26 protein-coding genes are annotated in these 23,362 nt (G+C 50.2%); 14 read left to right on the top strand and 12 right to left on the bottom strand.

What is annotated here, in order from left to right; all coding sequences use genetic code 11:
- Positions 1–648: 648 nt before the first annotated feature.
- Positions 649–1,272, bottom strand: coding sequence for a tyrosine-type recombinase/integrase (locus tag QOY30_RS12050; protein ID WP_283744864.1), 624 nt, complete (start codon positions 1,270–1,272; stop codon positions 649–651).
- Between the two features lie 154 nt (positions 1,273–1,426).
- Between QOY30_RS12050 and QOY30_RS12045 the strand changes: the two genes are divergently transcribed.
- From QOY30_RS12045 to ltrA, 3 genes are all read left to right on the top strand, one after another.
- A complete protein-coding gene (locus QOY30_RS12045) occupies positions 1,427–1,612 on the top strand; it encodes a YjfB family protein (protein WP_283744863.1) in 186 nt (61 codons plus the stop codon).
- Between the two features lie 40 nt (positions 1,613–1,652).
- A complete protein-coding gene (locus tag QOY30_RS12040) occupies positions 1,653–2,003 on the top strand; it encodes an HU family DNA-binding protein (protein WP_283744862.1) in 351 nt (116 codons plus the stop codon).
- Between the two features lie 483 nt (positions 2,004–2,486).
- A complete protein-coding gene (gene ltrA / locus QOY30_RS12035) occupies positions 2,487–4,124 on the top strand; it encodes a group II intron reverse transcriptase/maturase (RefSeq protein ID WP_283744861.1) in 1,638 nt (545 codons plus the stop codon).
- Between the two features lie 240 nt (positions 4,125–4,364).
- Here the strand turns inward: ltrA and QOY30_RS12030 are convergent, their stop codons facing one another.
- The 3 genes from QOY30_RS12030 to QOY30_RS12020 are packed head-to-tail and all read right to left on the bottom strand — an operon-like array spanning position 4,365 to position 5,560.
- A complete protein-coding gene (locus QOY30_RS12030) occupies positions 4,365–4,763 on the bottom strand; it encodes a tautomerase family protein (protein WP_283744860.1) in 399 nt (132 codons plus the stop codon).
- A 20-nt stretch (positions 4,764–4,783) separates the two neighbouring features.
- A complete protein-coding gene (locus tag QOY30_RS12025; protein ID WP_283744859.1) occupies positions 4,784–5,092 on the bottom strand; it encodes a DUF2917 domain-containing protein in 309 nt (102 codons plus the stop codon).
- Positions 5,093–5,143: 51 nt separating this feature from the next.
- Positions 5,144–5,560, bottom strand: a complete 417-nt coding sequence (locus tag QOY30_RS12020; RefSeq protein ID WP_283744858.1) for a MarR family winged helix-turn-helix transcriptional regulator — start codon at positions 5,558–5,560, stop codon at positions 5,144–5,146.
- Positions 5,561–6,158: 598 nt separating this feature from the next.
- On the opposite strand from QOY30_RS12020, the gene QOY30_RS12015 reads away from it, so the two are divergent.
- Entirely contained in the window at positions 6,159–6,635 is a 477-nt protein-coding gene (locus QOY30_RS12015; RefSeq protein ID WP_283744857.1) for a MarR family winged helix-turn-helix transcriptional regulator, read from the top strand.
- Between the two features lie 10 nt (positions 6,636–6,645).
- Positions 6,646–7,059 carry a DUF1398 domain-containing protein gene (locus QOY30_RS12010; RefSeq protein WP_283744856.1) on the top strand — a complete coding sequence of 138 codons (414 nt, stop codon included), beginning with the start codon at positions 6,646–6,648 and terminating at the stop codon, positions 7,057–7,059.
- 152 nt (positions 7,060–7,211) lie between these two features.
- Here the strand turns inward: QOY30_RS12010 and QOY30_RS12005 are convergent, their stop codons facing one another.
- Positions 7,212–8,108: a LysR family transcriptional regulator gene (locus QOY30_RS12005; RefSeq protein ID WP_283744855.1), complete on the bottom strand. Its 897-nt coding sequence runs from the start codon at positions 8,106–8,108 to the stop codon at positions 7,212–7,214.
- Positions 8,109–8,288: 180 nt separating this feature from the next.
- Here QOY30_RS12005 and QOY30_RS12000 point away from each other — a divergent pair, with 180 nt between their 5' ends.
- Positions 8,289–9,020, top strand: a complete 732-nt coding sequence (locus QOY30_RS12000) for an SDR family oxidoreductase (RefSeq protein WP_283746063.1) — start codon at positions 8,289–8,291, stop codon at positions 9,018–9,020.
- A 55-nt stretch (positions 9,021–9,075) separates the two neighbouring features.
- Positions 9,076–9,369, top strand: coding sequence for an SDR family NAD(P)-dependent oxidoreductase (locus QOY30_RS11995; protein WP_283744854.1), 294 nt, complete (start codon positions 9,076–9,078; stop codon positions 9,367–9,369).
- Between the two features lie 116 nt (positions 9,370–9,485).
- Here the strand turns inward: QOY30_RS11995 and QOY30_RS11990 are convergent, their stop codons facing one another.
- Positions 9,486–10,376 (bottom strand): aldo/keto reductase family oxidoreductase, encoded by an 891-nt coding sequence (locus tag QOY30_RS11990; protein WP_283744853.1) that lies wholly within the window; start codon positions 10,374–10,376, stop codon positions 9,486–9,488.
- Positions 10,377–10,477: 101 nt separating this feature from the next.
- Here QOY30_RS11990 and QOY30_RS11985 point away from each other — a divergent pair, with 101 nt between their 5' ends.
- On the top strand, positions 10,478–11,386 hold the full coding sequence (locus QOY30_RS11985; RefSeq protein WP_283744852.1) for a LysR family transcriptional regulator: 909 nt from the start codon (positions 10,478–10,480) through the stop codon (positions 11,384–11,386).
- Between the two features lie 448 nt (positions 11,387–11,834).
- Here the strand turns inward: QOY30_RS11985 and QOY30_RS11980 are convergent, their stop codons facing one another.
- Together QOY30_RS11980 and QOY30_RS11975 are read right to left on the bottom strand one after the other, a co-directional pair.
- Positions 11,835–12,344, bottom strand: coding sequence for a PEGA domain-containing protein (locus QOY30_RS11980; protein ID WP_283744851.1), 510 nt, complete (start codon positions 12,342–12,344; stop codon positions 11,835–11,837).
- 252 nt (positions 12,345–12,596) lie between these two features.
- On the bottom strand, positions 12,597–13,964 hold the full coding sequence (locus QOY30_RS11975; protein WP_283744850.1) for a hypothetical protein: 1,368 nt from the start codon (positions 13,962–13,964) through the stop codon (positions 12,597–12,599).
- A 256-nt stretch (positions 13,965–14,220) separates the two neighbouring features.
- Here QOY30_RS11975 and QOY30_RS11970 point away from each other — a divergent pair, with 256 nt between their 5' ends.
- Both QOY30_RS11970 and QOY30_RS11965 read left to right on the top strand, forming a co-directional pair.
- Positions 14,221–14,901 carry a heavy metal response regulator transcription factor gene (locus tag QOY30_RS11970; protein ID WP_283744849.1) on the top strand — a complete coding sequence of 227 codons (681 nt, stop codon included), beginning with the start codon at positions 14,221–14,223 and terminating at the stop codon, positions 14,899–14,901.
- Complete coding sequence (locus QOY30_RS11965; protein WP_283744848.1) at positions 14,898–16,295, top strand: heavy metal sensor histidine kinase; 1,398 nt, start codon at positions 14,898–14,900, stop codon at positions 16,293–16,295. Before QOY30_RS11970 ends, QOY30_RS11965 begins: the two co-directional genes overlap by 4 nt.
- Before the next feature lie 373 nt (positions 16,296–16,668).
- On the opposite strand, the gene QOY30_RS11960 is transcribed toward QOY30_RS11965, so the two are convergent.
- The 3 genes from QOY30_RS11960 to QOY30_RS11950 all read right to left on the bottom strand — a co-directional run bounded on the left by QOY30_RS11960 (position 16,669) and on the right by QOY30_RS11950 (position 17,798).
- The gene (locus QOY30_RS11960) at positions 16,669–17,187 is read right to left on the bottom strand and encodes an Lcl C-terminal domain-containing protein (protein ID WP_283744847.1); all 519 of its coding nucleotides are present in this window, start codon (positions 17,185–17,187) and stop codon (positions 16,669–16,671) included.
- 188 nt (positions 17,188–17,375) lie between these two features.
- Complete coding sequence (locus QOY30_RS11955) at positions 17,376–17,555, bottom strand: hypothetical protein (protein WP_283744846.1); 180 nt, start codon at positions 17,553–17,555, stop codon at positions 17,376–17,378.
- Positions 17,556–17,636: 81 nt separating this feature from the next.
- Complete coding sequence (locus QOY30_RS11950; protein ID WP_283744845.1) at positions 17,637–17,798, bottom strand: hypothetical protein; 162 nt, start codon at positions 17,796–17,798, stop codon at positions 17,637–17,639.
- Between the two features lie 368 nt (positions 17,799–18,166).
- Between QOY30_RS11950 and QOY30_RS11945 the strand changes: the two genes are divergently transcribed.
- The 3 genes from QOY30_RS11945 to QOY30_RS11935 are packed head-to-tail and all read left to right on the top strand — an operon-like array spanning position 18,167 to position 20,671.
- On the top strand, positions 18,167–18,646 hold the full coding sequence (locus QOY30_RS11945) for a DoxX family protein (protein ID WP_283744844.1): 480 nt from the start codon (positions 18,167–18,169) through the stop codon (positions 18,644–18,646).
- A gap of 24 nt (positions 18,647–18,670) precedes the next feature.
- Entirely contained in the window at positions 18,671–19,855 is a 1,185-nt protein-coding gene (chrA, locus tag QOY30_RS11940; RefSeq protein WP_283746062.1) for a chromate efflux transporter, read from the top strand.
- On the top strand, positions 19,856–20,671 hold the full coding sequence (locus QOY30_RS11935; RefSeq protein ID WP_283744843.1) for a transporter: 816 nt from the start codon (positions 19,856–19,858) through the stop codon (positions 20,669–20,671).
- Between the two features lie 293 nt (positions 20,672–20,964).
- Here the strand turns inward: QOY30_RS11935 and QOY30_RS11930 are convergent, their stop codons facing one another.
- Complete coding sequence (locus QOY30_RS11930) at positions 20,965–21,585, bottom strand: SOS response-associated peptidase (RefSeq protein WP_283746061.1); 621 nt, start codon at positions 21,583–21,585, stop codon at positions 20,965–20,967.
- Positions 21,586–21,832: 247 nt separating this feature from the next.
- Here QOY30_RS11930 and istA point away from each other — a divergent pair, with 247 nt between their 5' ends.
- Positions 21,833–23,353: an IS21 family transposase gene (gene istA / locus QOY30_RS11925; protein WP_283742935.1), complete on the top strand. Its 1,521-nt coding sequence runs from the start codon at positions 21,833–21,835 to the stop codon at positions 23,351–23,353.
- Positions 23,354–23,362: the final 9 nt, after the last annotated feature.

The following is a 23,362-nucleotide window of genomic DNA, read 5'->3' as shown; positions in this document are numbered from 1 at the left end:
ACATCGCCACTCAACCTTATTGCGCTATGCATTGACCCGGCGATCTCAATGGGTATCCCTGCAAGTCACCATAAAAACCTTGCAGAGGGAACACCCTTCCAGCCGCATACATTGTCATTAACTCGTTATTGCGTCAGGGCAATTTAAAGTTGCTGCGAATGTGGAGACTGCATCATCGTGCGCTAACTTGACTATTAAAGTCAATCATTATCATCAGACGTTTTCGCCAAATTTAAGACTCGTTACAACTGTGTGATGAACGGGATGAGTCGCGATGTCGCGAGGTCGGTTTGGCACGAAGCGGATTTAATACCTTGCTAAACACCTGCCACAAGCGGACGTCCATAGCCAATTGAATTTAGCTGGGAGCAACAGCCGCTAGTCCTAGAATCGATAACTCCCCGTGTTGGGTGTGACCGTCTGGGAATGGCACGTTCCAGTAGTGGGAATGGCACGTTCCAGTAGTTCGAATTGCGAAATTGCCTTCGCTAAAGCAGACGTATGCGAAGGGCTGTTCCTGGCCGGTTTGAGTCAATTTCCATGCCCAGTTGCGGACGACCGCTCCCGCCTTGGTTGCGGTCATACGCAATGTCGAATCCTCGCTGATTTATGTCTGCCAAGCAACTCCAAAAAGTATATAGGCCGTATCTACACCTCGGTCTGTTCAGCCATCTCCAGCGCATCATCAACTTCGACCCCAAGATAGCGAACCGTACTCTCCACTCTGGTATGGCCAAGCAATATCTGCACTGCTCTGAGATTCTTGGTTCGGCGATAAATCAACGTAGGCTTGGTTCTACGCATCGTATGCGTGCCATAGCACGTCGTATCCAGGCCAATATCGCTGACCCATCTATGTACAATTCTTGCGTACTGGCGAGTCGATAGATGAGTGGAGCCATTTATCCGGCTGGGGAAGAGATGATCTTCTGACTTCAAACCAGCGATCTTGATCCAATTCACCAGGGATGCGCGTGTCGGCTCTGTGATCTCGAACTGAACGGGCCGTTGCGTCTTCTGTTGCAGGATGATGGCACGTGCGGCGATGTGTTCCCCATGTGATATGTCCCGCACTCTAAGACTCATCAGATCGCATGCTCGGAGCTTACTGTCGATGGCCAGATTGAATAATGCAAGATCTCGCGAATGTTCACCCAGTTGCAGCCGGACGCGAATAGCCCAGATATCCGGCAACCTGAGTGGCGCTTTCTGACCAGTCAGCTTTCCCTTGTTCCATGGCTCATGATGACGAACAGCAATATCGGTTTCCATGATTATCTCCCAGTGAAAGAGGGGGATCACTTTGCGCCTTCCTGGGGGCGGCAATCAAGCCGTCCATTATGGGACTGGATGTACCTGTATCAGAATCGGATTGATTTGGCTTGTCTGATGGGAGTATGCTGACAGCCAGTTAGGAGTAAACGCAATGAATATCAGCCCAGCACCAGCTCTAGCAACTAGTGTCACCGCCGGAACGTCAGTTCTGAAGAAGGCGATCGACATGCAGGCACAAACGGCCTTGATTCTAATTGACTCAATTTCTCAGACACCGGCGGTAAGCTCGGCAAATCTTCCTCCCAATCTAGGCCAAAACATCAATACAACCGCCTGAAATAGTCCCGCCAGCTGCTTTTGTCAGCCACTCCGTACCTATGACACGATCAGAACTACTTACACAGCTTGCGCTCAAGCATCCGCAACTAACCGCCTCGGACGTCGAATTGGCGGTCAGACAATTACTCGATGGCATTGCCATGACACTTCAAAACAAAGGCCGGGTCGAGATTCGTGGTTTTGGCTGCTTTGTTATAAACCATCGGCTACCACGCACAGGTCGCAATCCAAAGACTGGCGTAACTGTCAAAGTAACCGCCAAGGATGTGCCGCATTTCAAAGCCGGCATTGCGACACGAAGTCGCGTACAGAAGTTGTTTCTGCTTCAAATGAAGAAACCATCCGTGTCACCGGATGAATCTAGGGGTCTGAATAAAGAGCGGCCCTGACACTGTAACGAAGTGCCGCAGGGCACGGGGTATCAATCGCGAGAGGCATACCCTTCTGACAGCCATGCGTCGGTGAAGTGCTAGATAGTCGGTATGGTGAAAACATTTGAATCTGCGATAAAGATCGTAACTGAAAGCAAGCGGAAGTGGCTAATACGCTTGAACCAAAACGGTAATGGAGGTGGGAACAGCGTCTTGCCGGTACGCTTTCGTGACCCATACACCTCCCGGTCGATAGCAGGCACCTAACCCGACGTACTTCTGTACGTGGAACGTGGAAACCCCGTATCGCTCCCTTCGGGGACAGCGGACTGTAAAGTCCGCCCATGGTGATGCGGGCACAGGAACGAGGAAAAAGCGAATGCCGTTCTGTAACGGGATGGATAGGGGTTGAAACATCACCCCACGCGAAAGCGGGCAGACTTCCTTATGGTCTCTCCTCACAAGAGAGTTGGCAGAACCATCCAAACGGGGGGAAAGCAAATGAACGCTGCAACATTGGCGTGTGCATCTTCCGGCATGACGTGGGACGACATCAGTTGGATCGACGTCCAGCGTCAGGTAAGGCGGCTGCAAGCGCGTATTGTGAAGGCAACACAGGTCGGCAGATACAACAAGGTGAAAGCCTTGCAATGGATGTTGACCCACTCGTTCAGCGGCAAAGCATTAGCCGTCAGACGCGTGACTGAAAATAAAGGCAGGAACACCCCCGGTGTGGACAAGATCACATGGAAAACACCGGCGGCAAAGATCAACGCGATCGCGTCGATGAAGCGACGGGGATATTCGCCGCTTCCGCTTCGGAGGGTATTAATTCCGAAGAAGAATGGCAAAACAAGGCCGCTTGGCATTCCCGTAATGAGGTGCCGCGCCATGCAAGCGCTATATCTGCTGGCGTTGGAACCCGTTGCGGAAACCACCGCTGACCTGCACTCATATGGGTTCAGGCCGGAGCGCTCAACTGCCGATGCAGGAGGGAAATGCTTCAACTCCCTCGCGCAAAAGGTAAGTGCGGAATGGGTGCTGGAGGCCGACATCAAAGGCTGTTTCGACAACATCAGTCATGACTGGATGATCGCCAACATTCCTATGGACAAGGCGATTCTAAAGAAATGGCTCAAGGCGGGATACGTTTATCAAAACGAACTCTTCCCCACAGACGCCGGCACCCCGCAAGGGGGCATCATCAGTCCGGTTCTGGCAAACATGACGCTTGACGGCCTCGAAGCGATGCTAGCGGAAAAATTCCCGAGAGCGAGACAGCGAGGACTGAAAATGAACATGGTGCGTTACGCGGACGACTTTATTATTACCGGCCACTCGAAAGAGTGGCTGGAGCATGAGGTCAAGCCCGCAGTGGTTGAATTTCTAGCGGAACGTGGATTAGTCCTGTCGCCGGAAAAAACCAAAATAACGCACATCAGTGATGGGTTTGATTTCCTCGGATGGAACATTCGCAAATATAACGGCACGTTGCTGATAAAGCCGTCTAAAGCGAACATCAAAGCGCACCTTGATAAAATTCGAGAAATCATCAATGGCAACAAGTCGGCTAAACAGGCCAATCTGATAAGGCTGCTCAATCCTGTTTTACGGGGATGGGCGAATTACCATAGCCATGTAGTCGCCAAGAAAACCTTTGCTTGGGTTGATAGTCATGTCTGGTCAATGTTATGGCGATGGGCGGTAAGAAGACATCCAAATAAAGAAGCCCGATGGGTTAAAGATAAATACTTTAAATCCAGAGGTAGTCGAAACTGGGTATTTGCCGCAACAGAAAAAATAGAAGATGGAACGCGAAGAGAATTCATCTTGCTGCGAGAATCGGACACGCCAATACAACGGCATGTCAAAATCAAAGCCGATGCCAATCCGCATGATCCACAATGGGAGCCGTATTTCGAATCCCGATGGGGCAAGAAAATGCTGCGCTCAACAAGAGGTCGGCGGAAGCTTTACTGGGTCTGGCTCAGGCAAGATGGCATATGTCCTACCTGTCATGATGAAATCACAAAGGGCATCCCGTGGGATGTTCGCTACATTGTGAAAAAATCCGAAGGCGGTTCGGACGCATCGAGCAATCTTCGAATACACCATCTCAATTGCCGTAGGAGTCATTAGTATGCCGAAAAATATAGTTGTGAAACCGGGTATTGAAAAAATGCCTTTGCAGAGGCTTGAGCCGTGTGGATCGAAAGACCCATGCACGGTTCTGAGGGGGCTGGGCGCGGGTAACCGCGTCCGGCTACCCAGCAGGAATTGCGTGAGCGCGTGAATCCCCGTTAGCCAAATTCTCACTGCCATCCACGTAGAATTTGATTATTTACGACATTGCGTTTTCCATCGCTGCCCGCGCTTGGATTATCTGACCGAGCTATGGTATCGGTATTCCTGTGTCTCCCCACCATATCCATATGACGTAGCACGTACATCTTCGACGTAGATGTAACTTACTTCATGAAGGTTGCCAAGCAACGTACTGAATGCATCGAACGCCTCGCGGATATATTGAGCCTTTTCTGCTTTGGTGTTGGTCTCGTCAGTGATCTTGATATCGAAATAGACGCTAGATTTGCCAAGTTCAGAAAGCGACTTTCCACCAATGATCCAGTCATCCGGGTCGACGTATTCAATGGCAATGGACGTCACTTCTGGCTTTTTGTGCAAGATTCGCGCAGTCAGTTCCAACAGGATGCCGGAGATGGACTGGGTAAGGCCCACTGATTTCTTTGCGCTGACTTTGACGTTCAGGATAGGCATATTATTTCCTTTCTAGTTAATTAGCTATGCAACCATATGGGCCGAAAAAAGGCAAAAAACCAAGCAAATCGATTTCCTTCATGAATTGACTTCGGTTCCTCGCTGACCAGGTGGGCTGACCCGGATGGCATACCTTGTATGAGAGTCAGTCCATTGCTGAGGATACGTAGCCGTTCTCCCTTGGCTAACAAGAAATCATCAGCCAGTCCTTCGACTGTGAGCCAGATTCTGCCTTCGATACATTCCAGATGGACATCGCGCGCGCCTCTAAAAGCGATCTTCCGACCTTCTGCAAGCTCAATCACCATGTTTCCTAATGCGATTTGCATGATTTCTACTCCTATAGTTAGCTATGCAACCATATACAGCAAAAATAACACTCACTTAAGGGCGGAGCGCACATCCCGAATCTTGGTTACTGTGTCAGCAAAAACGTCCGGTCCCAACAGTTTCTTAAGCCGCTTACTGACTTGAACGCTGGCTTCATTTAGTGACGAATGCATGGCGATTGCAGGCGCCGTTGGGTAGATGGCCTGTTCACGCCCGTCACGTTCGGTGCTTCTGCGTTCGATCAATCCCTTTTCCTTAAGACCGTCCAGTGCCCGCGTCGCTGTGGGCCTGGAAATTGTCATAGCATCGGCAAATTCGCATTGCGTTAAACCAGGCCGGTCCAATATAGCTCGGAGCAAAAATGCCTGAGGTGGCGTCAAGTCGAACGGCTTAAACGCCTGCGCCCATTCGCTTTCGAGCTGGCGGGCTAGTGACGCAGTATTAAAGTACAGGCAATGATCAAACATGGGAGCAATGTATACCATAGTAATTAGCAATGCAACTATTATTACCTGCACGCTATGATCTAGATACAGGTCTATATATTCTTTGTAGTTGCCGGGCCAATCGATTTAAAGCAGGATGCCGGTCTGACTGACTGCTTACAAGCGGGGAACAGACCTTCGCTGAATAAGCGATCATGGGACGTTTTTCGGCCAAAAGGGGTCTGTCGCGACAGTCTCCTTTTCGGAAGGCAATATCGCGAAATGAAGTACCGCTGCGTGTTCTTAAGAGACAGATGGAGTTCTCGAAAGCAGACGTAGGGCGCCACAGTTAGTGCGACTGCGCGCGTCGATAATCTGCGGGTTAAGTTAAATTGTGCCCAAGTTGACGATAATGTTGCTACATCACTAATTGAATCGGGTTTCGACCCGCCTTCGATCTTCGACATTTTAAATTTCCTTGTGAATATTCAATGTCATTTGCGCAAATCCATTTTTGAATCTCACCATATTTTCAAAAGCCTCGCTTAAAAATAGCTATTGACGCAATTTTCATTCGCCAATAATTTCATTGACAACTGTTTCCGTGGAAACTACAATTCAATTCGCGGAGGAACTGATAATGACCGTCAACAGAAAACAAAAACTTAAAGCAAGCAACTTGAAATCCCACCTCGGGTTTTGGATGAGGTTGGTTTCGAATAATGTCTCGCAATCATTTGCTCGTAAATTGGAAAAAATGGACGTGACTATTGCCGAGTGGGTGGTCATCCGAGAAATGTACAGCGGTGACGATACAACATCACCAGGTGTGGTTTCTGAACTGACCGGATTGAGTCGAGGCGCCGTTTCGAAACTCATCTCTAAACTGCTAGAAAAAAAATTGGTAACAAGAACCGAGGCTGTAGAAGACCGCCGGTATCAGGATATCCAGTTGACCGAGGCGGCAATAACAATGGTCCCTAAGCTGGCTAAATTAGCCGACGCCAATGATGAAGAATTCTTCGGTGTGCTGTCAACTGAAGAGCGTGAAGCGTTGGCAGCATTACTCACTAAAATAGTTATACACAGCCAATTGAAAAAATATCCCATCGATTAAGGAGTAAAAAATGAACAACGCAATTGAAAATCTTAAATCAGCGCATCAAAGAGCTATGACTGGCAGACCAAAGGTTGGTGGTTTTCCTTATTTAGCAGAAACTCTTAGACGTGCGGGCGTAAAACGCAATTTCTGGTTTCTGCCATCCTGCCAAAGTCTCTACGTAACAAATCTTGGCCCCGTTGCTGTACAAGGCACACCGTTAATAGAAGGCATGGTGGACGTACCCCCATTCAACCCCCAAGCCCTTATTACAGCGCTGCGCATAGATCAGGCTGGAGAAAGCACCTTTCCAGAATTCCTGATCGCGAGCTGGAAAGCCGGAACTGTGAAATACGACGTTGATTTAATCGCTCGGACAGTCACTTACTACGGTGTCGATGGTGATAGCTACGTTGAATCGTATCCATTAGTTGAAGTATAGATTTGTTACCCGACACGTCGTGTCGGTATTTACTCATAAAGACGGAAAGCCTTATTAGCTAGGCAAAATAACGACTTTTCTACTTATTCAATCTTGAATACAACGTCCCAAAGAATCACCTTCTGGGGTAACTTGGGCCGCATGTCTTACACCTAGTGAGCAACACTAAATATATTCGCCAGCCAGTCAACGAACACGCGCACCCTGGGAGATAGTTGTTGCCGATGAGGATACAACACTGAGACCTTTGCAGGAGCAGGACGACAGTCAGGTAGAACCTCACGAAGTTCGCCCGTTGCAATGAATCCAGCTATGCCGTATCTTGGTGCCTGTATCAATCCAAAACCTGAACGGCAGCATGCCACGTAGGCATCAGCGTTGTTGACAGAGATTTTGCCGCCAATATCAATTTGACGAACCTCGTTGTTGACCTTGAATTCGAAAGGATAGAACTTTCCGGTCTGTGACGAGAAAAAATTCACGGCATGATGCCGGTCTAGATCTCCAATTGTTTGTGGCTCCCCGTATTGCTTCAGGTATTCTGGACTGGCAACTGTCACTTGCTCCAACATGGCAAGTCGCCTCGCTATCATTGACGAATCTTGCAATTCGCCTACGCGTAGTACGCAATCAACACCTTCCTTGACTAGATCAACTAATCTGTCACCGATGCCTATTTGTAGTTCGATGTTAGGGTAACGCTCGCAGAACTGATTTAGCTGCGGCAACACGAAATGACGTGCTAGCGTACCGTGCATGTCAACCCTTAACAAGCCGCCAGGCTTGGCGACGGCATCCGTGAATACATTTTCCGTTTCTTCCAAATCGGCTAGCAGTCGCGCGCAGCGAGCGTAATAGGCTTCACCATCTAGTGTCGGTGTCACTAGGCGGGTGGTTCGGTTAAGCAACCTCACTCGCAGGTGCGCTTCAAGCTGCTTGATGGCATTTGTCACCGTCGATTTTGGATAACGCAGATCCTCGGCGGCACGGGTAAAGCTTTTTAGCTCGACGATGCGAGCAAAAATTCGCATTGACTCAAATTTGTCCATAGCAGCTGCTAATTGTTAACGAATATGGAATAGTGTTGTCGATTATATCTAGTTTATCCACTGCTGGTTAATTGGCATCATGCGGCCGTTGCCTGGCAATAAAGACTTATGGGAGTCGGAATCGACAGGGCAGCTTACGAAGCGCTGAAACTCAACCTCAAGGAGACTCATTTGAACAACGTGAACAAGAAAGTAGCTATCGTCACTGGATCATCACGTGGAATCGGAGCTGTGGTAGCTCAACGTCTCGCCTCCGACGGCTTTGCCGTCGTGATCAACTATTCGGGTAGCGCGGTACCCGCCGAGGCGCTGAAGCAACAAATCGTGCAAGCTGGTGGTTGCGGTCTGGTGGTTCAAGCAGACGTCAGCGATGCGGCTGCCGTGCGAGCCATGTTCGACGCCGCTGAAGTGGCCTACGGTGGAGTCGACGTATTAGTCAACAACGCTGGGATCATGGTGACAACAACAATTGGCGAAACCGATGATGCAACGTTCGACCGGCAAGTCGCGATCAATCTAAAAGGCACGTTCAATACGATGCGTGAAGCCGTCAAACGCTTGCGGGATGGTGGTCGCATCATTAATTTTTCGTCGAGCGTGGTTGGTTTGTTACAGCCGACCTATGGTGTTTATGCTGCTACTAAGGCAGGCGTCGAGGCGATGACCAGCGTGCTTGCCAAGGAATTACGAGGTCGCAACATCACTGTCAATGCTATCGCGCCAGGGCCGACGGCCACCGACTTATTCCTTAACGGAAAGCCGCAAGAACTTGTCGATCGTTTGGCTAAGTTGGCACCTCTAGAGCGTTTGGGCCAGCCGCAAGACATAGCCTCCTCGGTCGCCTTCCTGGCGCAAGACGACGGAAGCTGGATCAATGGCCAAACGCTGCGCGCAAACGGTGGAATCATTTAGATGCCTCGCACAATTCTATGAAAGAAATTTTTTGACTGCATCGAAAGGAACAGCCATGAAACAAGTTATCGTTATTACAGGTGCATCGAGCGGTTTCGGTGCACTCACCGCTCGTGCGCTTGCTCGTGCCGGAAATATTGTCTACGCCAGTATGCGGGAAACCAAAGGCCGAAACGTACCCCAAGCTACGGCAGTGAGAAGCTATGCAACAGAATATAGCGTCGATTTGCATCCTCTCGAACTCGACGTTTCCTCCCCAGAATCGGTCGATGCGGGAATTGCCAGCATCATTTCCGAGTGCGGTCGGCTCGATGTCGTGATACATAATGCTGGACACATGCCTCACTGACGGGCCGTCGGCCATTGCCGACGCTGACCTTGGGACTTCTGCTGAGCGCGGAGAAGTCGACGTTCGCCACCATGTTATATGACCGATGCGCACTTAACGGTCGTTCATGTAGAGCTTCATTCGTTAACTAATCTCGATTCTATTGAATCGACACTATTCAGTTCGGCTAAGTCATCTTTGGAAAGAACCAAGGCTGACGCCGCAAGGTTCTCGCGTAGATGTGCTACCGACGAGGTGCCGGGAATCAGCAGAATGTTAGGAGAGCGTTGCAGCAGCCAAGCTAGAGCGACCTGCATTGGCGTGGCCTCAAGTCGACCCGCAACAGCAATCAGCGTGGACGATTGCAACGGTGTGAACCCGCCGAGTGGGAAGAAAGGCACATAGGCAATGCCCTTTCGGGCTAGGTCGTCGATCAGCGCGTCGTCGTCACGATGTGCCAAGTTGTATTGGTTCTGCACGCAGACGATGTCGCAGATCCGACGGCCTTCTGCGATCTGAGTGTGAGTGACGTTGCTCAGCCCGATATGACGCACCAAGCCCTGGCGCTGAAGTTCGGCCAAGACAGTGAGCGGCTCCTCGATCGATCCCTCGGCAGGACCATGCACGTTGAACATGCTACGTAAATTGATCACGTCGAGTACATCCATGCCCAGGTTACGAAGATTGTCGTGAACCGCCTGAGTCAGTTCTTTTGGCGATAAGGCCCGGTTCCATGATCCATCCGCGCCGCGCCTGCAGCCGATCTTGGTGACAATAACGAGACCGTCACGATACGGGTGCAGAGCTTCGCGGATAATGTGGTTGGTGATGTGCGGGCCATAGAAATCTGCGGTGTCAACATGATTGATTCCGCTGGCAACTGCCTCACGCAACACTGCCAACGCCGCGTCATGATCCTTGGGCGGTCCGAAAACGCCACGGCCTGCAAGTTGCATGGCTCCGTAACCAAGTCGTTTAACTGCATTGTTGCCAAGCTTGTAGGAGTTGGATTGATTGATGTTAGACAAAGTGAAGACTCCTGTGGGGTTGCATGTGAACTCATAATAGTTGCGGTACGTTTGTTCGACAAGCCTGTATAATTAGCACAGGTCGTACGCTACAGCGAACAATGAATATCGACTTTAATGACTTGAACGCCTTCGTCACAGTGGCCCATTCAAAGGGTTTTCGCGAAGGCGCACGTGCGAGTGGTGGCAGTGCATCGGGCCTCAGCGAATCAGTACGTAGGCTGGAAACACACCTCGGTGTCAGGCTGCTCCATCGCACTACACGCAGCGTTATGCCGACCGAGGCGGGGCAACGCTTTCTCGATCGGCTTGGGCCTGCACTGAACGAAGTGCAGGCTGCACTCGACTTAGTGAACGATTTTCGCGACCGACCAACCGGCACATTGCGGCTTAATGTTCCTGTCAGTGCAGTACGATTGGTGCTGCCAGCAATTGTGCCGCCTTTTCTTGCTGCCTATCCAGATATCCGACTGGAGATAATTGCCGACGACAACTTCGTTGATATCCTAGCTGCAGGTTGCGACGCGGGTATTCGATACGAGGAACGGCTAGAGCAAGACATGATTGCCGTGCCGATCGGACCTCGGGTTCAGCGTTTTGCAACGGCCGCATCACCTGCCTACCTTGAACGTTGTGGTCGACCCACGCACCCACGCGACTTACTCCAGCACGAATGTTTGCGCAGCTGCATCAGCAGCGGCGCGATGACGCCGTGGGAATTCGAACGTAAGGGGGAGGTGCTTCGGGTCGATCCTTCCGGCCCACTCCTCGTACAGGTCGGCACGGCAACCGATCTTGCAGTCGACGCGGCAATCGCCGGTACCGGCATCATCTATCTTTTTGAAGACTGGCTACGCCCACATATTGACAGCGGAGCACTGGAGCCAGTCCTTGAACCGTGGTGGTTGAGCTTCTCCGGGCCCTTTCTTTACTACCCCGGTCGTCGCCTCTTGCCTGCGCCGCTGCGGGCATTTATTGATTTCATCAAACAGTCAGCAAACCACCTCTAATACAGACAAATGTCCGAAATGGGGGAGCGAATTTCAATAGCCGACTGTCGCAAACGAGTTATAAGTGTGAAGTCGACAAGTTATAAACCGGACTCAAACATTCTTAATCACCAATTATTTTGTGGAACCGTCGGTGTCCGCAGTGGCCGAGAATTGTGCCTCCATTGAATTTCTTTTGACTGTCTCTTTCGGGTCGATTGTGTGAGTTCGCCAATGACCGCTTTGTGGCAACGAATTCGTTAAGAGCTATGACCGGAGTGGGTTAGGAACGGCAGGTTGTGAATGTCTCCTTCCGAGCAGGCTAGAGACGGTGGCGCTAACGAAGGCAATCAGTCACAATTCGGCCAATTCCTGTCAGTCGCAACTGTCCGCAATCTGGCATCGAATTATCAGAGCGGCATAGCTGCCCTATACCAATACATAGCCTTACCATCCAATACAGATCAGATTAAAGATCGTTGAGGACGCGCGCTCTCGCCTTCTCCGCTTCTTCTCCAGTTATTATCCCTTTGTTCAAAAGATCCTTGATTTTATCCAGCCGTTGCTCAACGGTTTCGCTAACGCATGGAGAATCACTGGAGGTTTGAGATGATGTTGGAGTTGAATCCCCGCAGTTAAGCTGCGCATGTAATCCGGCATCGATTATCTTTGGGCTGATCGTCTTGGCGAAATCCAAACAACCGTCTTTCTTGATGATTACCTTGCCGTACTGAGGTTCCTCCTCCTTGGGGTAGGTGAGCGGGAATACATCCTTACGGCTGATTGTAAGGGGAGTAACACCGAGTTTTTGGCCCATCACGTAAACCCCAGCCCCGGACGGTTCAGAGTCAATCTTGATGGGTTGGTCTTCAGTGGATCGGAAGAAATTCCCGACACTGTTGCTCACGCCTTCCGTGGATGAACAACCCGCTGTGAACAAAAGAGTAAATAACGCAATAAACTTTCTTGAATGATTCAAAAGCCAACTCCTTCCATTCACATAACGATTTTTATAGTTTTGAGCCCCATAAATCGGAAACAAAGGACTTTACAAAGGCCAAGCGACGGACGCCAGTAAAGCCAACCTCGGAACGCTGCCAAAAGATCAAGGTTATTCATTTGGCCTGGGTGGCTGATTATATGCATCCCCACGGCCAAAAGCGTTGCGTTTAGTTTTTGAACGCATAAAAAATGGCCGGCCTATGCCGGCCTGAAATCTCAGGAGAGAGAATCAAAATGCCGCTATAAGATGAAGACTGGTCAAGTTATCACCCATATAATTTGCTCCTTGAATCGATTGGGATGCCGCACCATACATATCGCCACTGTATTTTGAATAGCTCAAATCCGCCCTGACGTTCAAGCTGAATTTGTAGGTAGCACCGATGAGCAACGCGTTGTCTGTTGCGTTACTGATTGAACCGAAAGCAAACCCGCTATTCGCTCTGCGTAGGCCAGCCTGCAATGTAACTCTTGAAGTGATACCGAGCTCGGCGCCCAAATTGAATGATGAGCGCGTGGCTGTTCCGGGGTTAAAAATATTGCCCTGAAACCCATTAACCACACCTGATGGCGCACCGCTGCTGGGCGCTCTTGCATAGGAGGCAATGAAGGTCAGCGGCAATCCGCCTACATTTCCCAGCAACTGCGTATCGATTGCGCTCGCTTTGGTATCAAACACTCCATTTGCTATTGTGAACCCTGAAACAGGACTTTGAATGAAAGGGGATGGAGATGAGGCGCAATTGCCGCCCACTATTCCTGGTGTATTACATGTCGAAGCAGCAGTCCCGTTCCATAGCTGAACCCCTACGCCAAAATCAAATCCTGGAATCAGGTCCCCAGGAGTGGCTGCAAGGCGGAGATAATTGGAAGACGGACTGCCTGAGCCAGATTGGTTATCGGGCATCCATTTCCCCAGGACAGCGAACCCATTTTCATTGCTGGCGATTAAATCGATTCCCTGGGCTGGAAGTCCGGTGTTGAGATACTGTTGTGCGGAAATCACCGGCATGTCGAACTGGTTAAATAGATGAACTGCGTTTGCACCGGTGTTCATCACCTCAAGACCAAACGAAGGCCCGTAAACGGAAGTTGAATAGATAACGCCGCCGACTTTTGCATCACCCACATCGTAAACCATAGGCATCTTATAATTAAGCAGGCCGGACGGGGTTGGATAGATATTGAGTTCTGCCTCAAAGCCAATATGCTCGCCTACTCGCCCCCCAAAGAAAACGCTGGCTGACTGCAAGGCTTGAAATTGGCCATTGTTGTTGTTTTTGGTGGTAGCGGTAGCTGCCGTGGTTGGGCCATTGGTTTTTGTATATCCCGAGTAAGCCTCAATCGCTGCGTTCAGAGTGGAAGGGATAGAAAGGCCCAATTCGCCCGTAATTTGTTCTTCGGCTCCGATCATGGTGAAGCCGCCTTCCTTGAAAGCGCGGCCGAAGCTGTTCAAAACAGGGAAGTGCTGGTAATGGCAAGCATCACATGCCATACCGGTTTGGCGGGCAAACGCGGGAATAGCTTGCGCTTGCGGTGCCCAAAATGCTGCTGCCATCAAGGCATAGCATGCAAACAGTATTTTATTAAAGCTCATAGTTATAAGACTCCCTAAATTTAATTGGTAAAAATTGTCTTTAAGTTGATCTACTCTCACTCCACCGATAAATTAAACTGCGGCTTGGCATCATTACTAACTTCGGGATGCAACATGCAAAGTTTGCTGCACTTAAATCTTGACGACTACCGCCTGTCAGTTTGATGATCCGAACATTACAAATTTGTAATCTTCAAAAATTGACTTTTCACCTTGTATACTTCGTAAGCCCTCTCATAATTAGGTCAGGTATGACATGAAAATACTTATCATCGAAGATGAGCCGAAGACGGGGAAATATCTCAGGCGGGGGTTGGTAGAAGCTGGTTTTGTAGCTGATATCGCTGAAGATGGGCAAGATGGACTGCATTTGGCATTAACAGAAAGTTATGACCTCGCAATAATTGACGTGATGCTACCCGTGATCAATGGATGGGAAGTTCTGAGCGAGATTCGGCGCGTCGGCAAGCAGTTCCCCGTCCTGTTCCTATCCGCGCGCAATCATGTGGATGACCGCGTCAAGGGGCTGGAACTGGGGGCCGACGACTATCTTGTAAAGCCTTTCGCCTTCTCCGAACTGCTGGCGCGGATTCGAACATTATTGCGGCGAGGAAGCGTTAATCAGTCACTTGAAAAACTCACAGTCGCTGATTTGGAACTTAATCTTTTGCGGCGCACCGTCACGCGTGCTGGCAAGCGGATCAACATCACCTCCAAGGAATTCGTGCTGCTCGAATTTATGATGCGGCGGCAAGGGGAGGTCCTGCCGCGCTCGTTGATTGCATCCCAAGTCTGGGATATGAACTTCAATAGCGATACGAACGTTATTGATGTCGCTGTGCGCCGCTTGCGCTCCAAGATCGATGAGAATTACGAGGTTAAGCTCATTCGCACCATGCGCGGCATGGGTTACATAATGGAAGCTCCAGAACCATGAAACTACCCGTTTCACTGACATTACGCCTCAGCCTGCTATTTGCTGGTGCGACAGCCTGCGTTCTGCTCGTTTCCGGATTGTTGTTCGAACGCGCAGTCGAAAAACAATTTCATAAGCACGACATGGAGGAAATGAACGGCAAGATGGATATGGTGCGTGAAGTGTTGAGCAACAAGACTTCCTACGAATCCATAAAGGCACTTAATCCGCAATTGCGCTATGCGATAGTAGCAGGCCACCCAGATATGACAATCACGGTGGTTGATAATCATGGAACTTTGCTGTTTTCAGTCGGGCAAGAGAAGATGGTGAAGCTTTTACTCGACGGTTCTGGAGTAACCAAAACACAGCCAGTGACATTGTCACTCGACAATCATACGTTCCGGATCGCTACTGATAGCCTTGAGCTTGGCATACCGTCCAGCCGGCCTGCCAACGTAGCAATCTCTCTCGACATAACAAGCGATCAGGAATTTATTGAAGATTTCAAGATGTTCTTATGGATCGGCATTGGTGGGTGTACGCTAGTCATGGGGGTGCTGGGTTGGATGGCTGTGCGAAGGGGACTCTTGCCGTTGAAGCATGTGTCGACGATGCTGGCAGACATTTCAACCCATCGACTGGACAATCCAATACTGATATCAGAAATCCCACGAGAACTGCAAGAGCTCATATCCGCATTCAATAAGATGCTGGCTCGGCTCAACTGCGCGTTCCAGCGGCTGTCAGAATTTTCCTCCGATATTGCCCACGAACTGAACATGCCGATTAACAACATGATGGTGCAAACGCAGGTTACCTTGAGTTGTGAACGCGAGGCCATGGATTATCGTACCAATTTACAGTCCAACCTGGAAGAGCTTGAACGTCTGTCGCGAATGGTATCGGACATGCTTTTTCTCGCCATGGCTGATAATGGATTGATTGTCCCAACACGAGAGGTGATTTATCTGCACGCTGAAATGGTAAAGTTGTTTGATTTCTATGACGCTCTGGTCGGCGAGCGCGGTGTACAGCTTCATGTGAGCGGAGCAGCAACGATAGTTGGCAACCGACTGATGATCCAGCGCGCTCTGTCTAATTTATTATCGAACGCCATCCGTTTCACTCCAGAAGGCATGGCGGTCGATGTCACCATTAGTGAAGATATGGACAACGCTATGATCACCATTGAGAATCCTGGACAGGAAATCCCTGCTGAACACTTACCCAAGATTTTCGAACGCTTCTACCGCGCCGACCCATCCCGTCGAGAAGGGGATACCGAAAACGTGGGGCTGGGACTGACAATCACCAAGTCTATCGTCGAGATACACGGCGGCACGATCAGCGCCAAGTCTGAAAAAGGGCGAACGTGTTTCACGATTATGCTTCCGCAGCATGGTCTTAATTGATTTCGTAGCGAACATTGATTTAATAGAATTGACGGGTAGCCCATGGCAATCAATTGCTCATTGCTCGCATGGCATACCAAAAGCACATCAACCTCTGTATGGCAAAGTAAACCAGCAACACCACTGCTAAGCTTGATAGAAATCCGGTCATAACATCCGATGGAAAACACGCGCTGAACTCATTCTGACAATTTCTGCCCACCATATAAAGGACGCGCGTGCCACACTCCACCTGTGGCTCAAAATAGGCATTTGCTAGCTATATCCAACATGACAAACGATGAATGCCTACTGGGCATATTGGCGCTCGATGAATTCCGTCTCCGATTACGATGCATTTCCAGCCACCGATTGCATGGATAAGGAATTAATATCACTTACCATCCCGAACTAACCGAACTGGAAGGGTTGTACCTGTAATTGAAGAAGTGTAAGCAGCGCCGCCATCGAATGGAACGAACCACCCTCCCAATACGCCATCTGTCGTACTCGACCAGTAAGAAAGATTCCTTACATCCATATCTGGGAACGTAGTATCGTCAATTGCCGGTCTTTGATTGCTCTCAGCTTTCTTCTGGTCAATCAATGTACTTAACTCTTCTTTCGATGGTACCCGCCATACCTCATTACCTTGTTGCTGTGCTTCATCAAAGGTAAATTGTTTGATGATGCCGACACATCCAGCACCTTGTTTCCATTGTTGTCCGACACTACAACGCTGCCAAGTTAGGTCGGTTTTCTTATCATAAGCAGTATCTGCTTTAACTACGTAGCGAAGGTTTTCTTTACCTGAAACATTTACCTGATTTTTTTGGGCAGCAAATGCAGAATTTATCGCAAACGCTAATATTGCCACCCTGATTAATGATTTTACAATGCATAACGTACCCATCAACTGCACCTTTAACTTACCAACATTTAAATGTGGCCATTTCCGTATGGGCGCGACTTGTATGTAACCTGCCTCATTAACTTCATCGACCTTTCACCACCCATACCCCTTGCATCCTGACTTGGAATCTTTGAAAAGGCAGTTGAATTCTGCGCCACAAATGATGAGATGCGACCAACGATAGGCGACTAGGTATAGATTTTGCCAACTTGGTTTCCCGCAAGTTTCTTTGCGAGGCTGTGCAGATTATTGACGCATATGACTGCAATTTCTCTTGCCTCATTCGGAAACTCATTCTTATCTGAATCCAACAATGCAGCAGTTGCGGCGATTTGATTTGCTAATTTGAATTGGTCAACGGTATTCATATGCTTCTCCTCTTAAGGAAATATTGGAATTTAAGTTCCTTACATAGATGCGGGCATTGACATCCAAAAACTAATTCCAGATCAAAGCTCAATGAGGACCAGTTTTCGCGCCTTCGTTGCTTCCTTGTCGGTCACTAAACCTTTGTTCAGAAGATCCTTGATTTCATCCCGCCGTTGCTCAACGGTTTCGCTGTTAAAAAAGAATATTCTTGGTTGTCTTGGAGATGCGAAGTTCATAGCCATCAAATTTCTCCAGCGGCGTTCATTCCTTCGTATTCCACTTGGCTAGATGTTTAATGGCACATAAGATTGCATCCAACATTCCGTCAGTTCGATGACTTGCACATTACAAATTTGTAATCTTCAAAATTAATCGTTTTGCCATGTACACTATGCATTCCTAATTAAATTAAGGTGTGGCTCGGCATGACGGGGGATTCAGCAATAACGAATGGTCGTAGTCGTACTACGAGGTGTCATTCAGGAGTGTTCTTCAATCAGGACGTCTGGTCACTACAGAATGTCAAAATGTATTTCCCGCTTATGAATCAGCATTCCAACTATTGATACTATATCGAGTGGAGTAATCGACGGAATGCTGGAGATAAACTATGAAATCTGATCTGTTAATGCGGTTAACGGCTTCATCCCCATCACCTGCAAATCTGTTGATTCGTCTTTCACTGGGCTTGGTTTTTCTGCCCGAGGGTATTCAGAAGCTGATTTTTCCTGAACTGCTGGGCGTTGGTCGCTTCATTAAAATCGGTATTCCCAGCCCGGAGTTGATGGGACCTTTTGTTGGCGGTGTGGAGATGATCTGTGGTGCGCTAATCCTGGTTGGATTGTTAACGCGACTCGCAGCCATTCCTCTTGTCATTATTATGCTCGTGGCACTAGCCTCGACTAAAATCCCGATCCTGCTTGGCCATGATTGGTGGATGTTCCATGTAAGTTCGTTGCCTCGCTATGGCTTCTGGAGCTTCATGCATGAAACACGAGCCGACTGGGCTATGTTGATGGGCGCATTGTTTCTATTTATTGAGGGTGCGGGAAGATGGTCACTGGACAATTCTTTACACAACCGCACTTGATAAGTCTGGCTGACGTGAGCAAGGATATCTATTAAACACCTGATTGAAATTTTCCTGATCTTTCTTCGGCTTGGGTTTACCTCATTTGGCGGCCCTATTGCGCATCTCGGGTATTTCCGTCAAGAGTTCATGGAACGACGAAAGTGGCTGGACGAGCACGCTTATGCCGATCTGGTTTCGCTGTGTCAATTTTTGCCTGGACCTGCCAGTAGCCAAGTCGGCATTGCCATTGGCTTGTCTCGGGGTGGGATTCCGGGCGCGATTGCAGCATGGCTTGGTTTCACTTTGCCTTCCGCGATTATGCTCGTGCTCTTCGGCTTGGGGCTGTCACTCGTTGGCGATACGCTCGGAACTGGCTGGCTGCATGGACTCAAGATTGTCGCTGTGGCGGTGGTGGCTCAGGCGCTTTGGGGTATGGGGAAAAGCCTCTGTCCAGATAAGGCGCGGGCAACTATTGCTGTATGTGCTGCAGCCATCGCAACGTTAATACCCTCATCACTTGGTCAGATCGGTGCAATAGTCGCCAGCGGCCTTGTTGGCTGGGCATTTCTTCGAACTAAAAATGCACTGCCGCACAGTTTCATCCAAACTAAGACCAGCAGAACCACCGGGATGATACTGATTGCGATTTTTTTCCTGATTCTGTTTTTGCTCCCCGCTGTGGCGGTAAGTTCAAACAGCTACGTCGTCAATTTGTTCGATAGTTTCTATCGTGTTGGTTCACTAGTCTTTGGCGGTGGACATGTTGTGCTGCCATTATTGCAATCGCAGGTTGTGCCTTCGGGGTGGGTATCCAATGACGTCTTCCTCGCAGGCTATGGCGCAGCGCAGGCCGTTCCGGGACCGCTGTTCACATTTGCCGCCTATCTTGGTGCTGTCTCTACGCAAGCACCTTCCGGCTGGGTTGGGGCGGGGATTGCTCTTGTTGCGATATTCCTGCCGTCATTCCTGCTGGTCATTGGAATCCTCCCATTTTGGGAGAGTCTGCGTGGTCACCGTGTGATGCAGCGATCAATGCTTGGGATTAACGCGGCAGTTGTCGGTCTGTTGCTTGCGGCTTTTTACAACCCTGTGTGGACCAGCGCAATTCGAAGCGCTACTGACTTCTGCCTGGCTGCTTTCGCCTTTCTACTGCTTGTATTCTGGAAGCTTCCACCTTGGTTGGTCGTAATACTTGGCGCAGTAGTTACCGGACTGGGGATTGGTTAAATGCAGGAGCAGGAATTTGTGAGAATACAATTAGCAGAGAAATTAGTTTTGGGAACGAAGCTCTGTCACGTCAAATGTGCTATTGGCGCAGCGATCATGTGTACCATGCTGTTGGCCTCGCGCTTTGCAATCGCTGGCCCACCATTCCTGACGGATGATCCTGAGCCGGTCGAGTATCAGCACCACGAGTTCTATATCAGCTCAATTCAGGTGAAAACTCAAGACGGCAGCGTCGGTACGCTTCCCCATTTCGAATACAACTATGGTGCTGCACCCGATTTGCAACTTCACGTTCTGACACCCTACGAATTCAATAGTCCGACAAATGGAACTCTCCAGCGGGGATTGGGTGACATCGAACTGGGTGCGAAATACCGCTTTGTGCAAGAAACTGACAATCGTCCAATGGTAGGCATTTTTCCGCTTGTCGAAGTGCCGGTCGGCAATGCAAACAAGGGACTTGGAAACGGTGCCACCCAAGTGTTCCTGCCAGTTTGGGTGCAGAAGAGATGGGGAGAGTGGCAAAGTTACGGAGGTGGTGGTTACTGGATCAACAACGCTTTGAACGCCAAGAATCACTGGTTTTTCGGATGGCAATTGCAGAAGGATATTTCGGAGCAACTTACGCTGGGTGCAGAGATATACCACAGTACTGAACAGGCACCCGGCTTAGGATCAAGTTCCGGATTCAACATTGGGGGGTTTTATAACTTTGATGAGAACAACCACCTGCTTTTTTCTGCTGGCCGAGGCTTGACGAATATTACTATGACAAATCAGTTTTCGTCTTATCTTGGGTATCAATGGACTTGGTGATTCTGTCCGCTTCGAGGCAGAGCATTTACATGGTCGAATGGCTGGTATGGGAGAGAAGAGAAGGTCAACCTTGAAAATAGAGTGCCCGATAGCGGCCGCTCGTCACAGACGGCAATGGGTTAGGAAGGGACCTTTTATCACCACCAAAACACTGCCTGGCAACGACCGCTTCTGTATGGATAACGGACATCCCCCTGGCCCGCGCAGGCTGCCTTTTCAGCAAACCGCTGATGTCTCCTCGGCCGATAACCCGTCTTCGGTCAGTTCTGAGCGTACAGATGAATCAAATCATTTCACCTCGGTTCGGCCTGGAGGACTTCCATGGAAGGTGCAGCAATCAATTTTGTTGCTTCGTCAACTGTGCCTCGTAGCCAGATGTCCACATTTGCGGGCTCGATTGAGACGACACTACGCTTGTCTTGCTGGCCACGTGGCAGCTTCGGATCTGGCTTATGCATGCGTGACATCAATGGATGGTCGTCGGCATTGATGGTGAGCATCGTATAGCTTTCGTGAATTGCGCCCGTTTTTTTGTCGATCCAAGTGTTCCAGAGACCGGCCAATCCCCAGGGCGTGTCATCTGCACGGCGGAAGCTCCACCATACGTTCTTGCCAGTCTCCCAGCAGGGCTCGTCGAATGACAGCGCCGGGATGATGCATCGGTATCCCTTAGCCCACGACTGCTCGTAAGACGCTTTGCTCGTGATTTCCTCAAATCTAGCATTGTTGGTTGAATAAGAAAGTTTCGCAGCCTTGGCGAACCAGGGTATCAATCCCCATTGGCCTATGACGAGCTCGCGATCATTCGAGTCCGTTGATGCCCTGATGAACGGACCTGGGGCGCGGGGGTATACCGGAACGGATTTCCACCAGTCAGGCTGGTTACGTCGGCCTATCTCCCAGTGGCGCTCGATGGCCGCTTCATCGGGCGAAACGTATCTATTGTGAACTTTCGGCGTTAGGGAGCCATTTCATTTCCGGCATTAAGGAGCCAGTAGATTGTCGGCATAAAGGCGCCACTTTATTTCCGGCGTAATGGCGCCACAGGATTTCCGGCGTTAAGGCGCCACTTTGAACCCTGATCAGGGGCTCGAACTTTCATTAAGCAACTAGACTTCCGGCATTTTGCCGGGAGAGGTTGTGACTAAACGGAGGTTCGAGATGTATCAGTACCGAAATGTTTTGGTGCGCATGCGCCAAGGCGATTCTGATCGGGATATTGCCCGGTCCAAAACGATGGGACGCAAAAAACTCGCACAGGTTCGCGAGATCGCCAGCGAACGTGGCTGGCTTGCCCCCGAGTTTCCTTTGCCCGATGACGGAGTGCTGTCCACGCTGTTTGAGCGCAGGGAGGCATTGCCTGTCAGCTGTATTTCAACGCTGGAACCCTGGCGTGATCAGATCACCAAGTGGCATGCGGCCGGTATTCAGGGCACCACCATCCACGCCACGCTGGTGCGCAATCACGGTTTTACCGGCAGTTATTCCTCGATGTATCGCTTTCTGGGGCAACTCGTTTCCCTGCAGCAGCCGGATGTTCCGCTACGCCTGACGTTCAAGCCTGGCGAAGCGGTTCAGGTTGATTTCGGTGCTGGTCCGCTCATCACCGATGTGTACACCGGCGAGATCTTCAAGACCTGGTTCTTCGTGATGACCTTGTGCTGGTCGCGTCACCAGTATGCCGAGTTTGTCCGCGACCAGACCGTGGCGACATGGCTGGGCTGCCATCGGCGTGCGTTTGAGTCGTTCTCGGGCGTACCCTCACGCGTCATCATCGACAATGCCAAGTGCGCCATCACCAAAGCCTGCGTCTATGAGCCGGATGTGCAACGGGCGTATGCCGAATGTGCGGAAGGATATGCGTTCAAAATCGATCCTTGTCCTCCACGGGATCCACAAAAAAAAGGAATCGTTGAGGCAGGCGTCAAATATATCAAGGGCAGTTTCCTGCCGCTGCGCGAATTCCGCGATCTGGATGACGCCAACCGCCAGTTGCAGGCGTGGGTGATGAACGAGGCGGGCAACCGCATTCACGGCACGACCCGCGAAGCCCCTCTCAAACGCTTCGCCGAGGTGGAGAAAAGCCTGCTCAATGCTTTGCCCAGCGTTCCACCTGAGTTGGCCAGCTGGGCCAAGGTCAAAGTCCACCGTGACGCGCACGTCCAATACGAGACCAACCACTATTCGGTGCCGTTCCGGCTGATCGGATGCGACCTGTGGTTGAAGGCGACCGGCACCATGGTGACGCTGTACCGCGAACACGAAGCGGTTGCCAGCCATGTGCGACTGACGGGGAAAGGGCTGCGCGACACCGTGACCGACCATATGCCGCCCGAAGCGCAGGCGTGGCAAATGCAGGACACACAGTGGTGTTTGAAATCGGCCTTGCAGATTGGTCCGGCCTGCCATGCCATGGTGCATGCCATGTTCGGCGACCATGTCTTGATCAAGATGCGTGCTGTACAGGGCGTGCTGCGGCTCAAACAGAAATACGGCGCAGCCAGATTGGAAGCGGCCTGCCAGCGCGCCAACCATTACGGCACGCCGGGCTACAAGGTGGTCAAGATCATTCTTGAGAAGGGACTGGATCAGCTCGCGCCGCTGGCAGCCTTCGACGCACTGGCCACCACATACACCCAAGGCGGCCGATTCTGCCGCGATACCCAAACCATTCTTCAATGAGGACTACCA

This window comes from Sideroxydans sp. CL21, from assembly GCF_902459525.1.
Taxonomy (GTDB): domain Bacteria; phylum Pseudomonadota; class Gammaproteobacteria; order Burkholderiales; family Gallionellaceae; genus Sideroxyarcus.
This window is presented reverse-complemented; position numbering and strand designations above follow the sequence as displayed.